Source organism: Nitrospirota bacterium, assembly GCA_016219645.1.
Classification (GTDB): Bacteria; Nitrospirota; Nitrospiria; order Nitrospirales; family Nitrospiraceae; genus Palsa-1315.
Map to the genome: position 1 here is coordinate 1 of JACRLR010000024.1, position 1149 is coordinate 1149.

The following is a 1149-nucleotide window of genomic DNA, read 5'->3' on the forward strand; positions in this document are numbered from 1 at the left end:
GGCGGTGCTCGATCAAGCCGTGGAGGAGGGCGCTGCAGTACAACGTGAACGCGATCTTGGACAGACCAGCATCTTCGGTGAGGAGCTGAATGGCCACACCACCACCACGGCCTTGCCGACTTCCCCGCTGCCTTCGATCGCGGAATGGGATCAAGTGCAACGATTGAAGTACGAACGAGAGCTGACCGGGTTCTATATTTCCGCCCATCCCCTCACCCGCTACGAAGCGACGTTGAGTGCCTTGTCGACCACGACGACCGCGGGATTGAAAGACTGTGGGGACGGCAGCGAGGTAAAGATCTGCGGCATTATCGCCTTGGTCAAATCGATGCTGACGAAGAAGGGCGATCGGATGGCCTACCTCACGGTGGAAGACCTACAAGGGACCATGGAAGTGATCGTGTTTCCTGATTTGTTCAGGACCGCTGGTGAGCTGATCGCACCGGAACGGATCGTTCGTATCACGGGTACGATCGATCGTGGCGACAAAGGCACCAAAATTCGTGGCAGCAAGATCGAACCGCTGGCTGAGGTGCAGGCACAGGCGATCAAGCGGATTCGCATCAGCCTCATGGATCGTCCGGAGCTCCCTGAGCAATTGCCTCGATTGCGTGACGTCTTCCTGCGACATCCCGGCAGCACCACGATCTCCATGTTGTTTCGGACCGATGCAAATTGGGAAGCTGAAACCAATCCCCTCCCAAACCTGACCGTGTGTCCCAGTGATCATTTTGTGTCGGAGGTTGAGGAAGTGCTAGGCAAAGGGGCTCTCTCTTTGCTATCCTAGGGATCTGAGTTGGGCCGGTTGGCTGATGGTTCTACGGAATTGGGGCTATGCGCGACTACCTTGAATTTGAAAAGCCGATCCGTGAGATCGAAGAGAAGATCGAGAAGCTATCTGCTGCGGCCACCAGCGGCAAGTCGTCTTCACAGAACGACATTCGGAAGCTGCGCACCAAATTGGCGCAAGTCGAGCACGAGCTCTACAAAAACCTGACCCCCTGGCAGCGAACGCAGCTGGCCCGCCACCCTCAACGCCCAAGCACGCTGGACTATATCAATGAGTTGACGCGAGATTTTCTCGAGCTGCACGGCGACCGTGTGTTTGGAGACGATCGGGCCATCGTGGGAGGGTTTGCCCGATTCAAC

General features: G+C 56.7%; 2 protein-coding genes. Both read left to right on the forward strand.

All coding sequences use genetic code 11. The features are described 5' to 3' along the window. Positions 1 to 787: DNA polymerase III subunit alpha (gene dnaE, locus HZB34_10970; GenBank protein ID MBI5316483.1), on the forward strand; the 787-nt coding region annotated here is incomplete at its 5' end. A 47-nt stretch (positions 788 to 834) separates the two neighbouring features. Then, positions 835 to 1149 (forward strand): acetyl-CoA carboxylase carboxyl transferase subunit alpha (locus tag HZB34_10975; GenBank protein ID MBI5316484.1); only part of this gene is annotated, 315 nt, incomplete at its 3' end.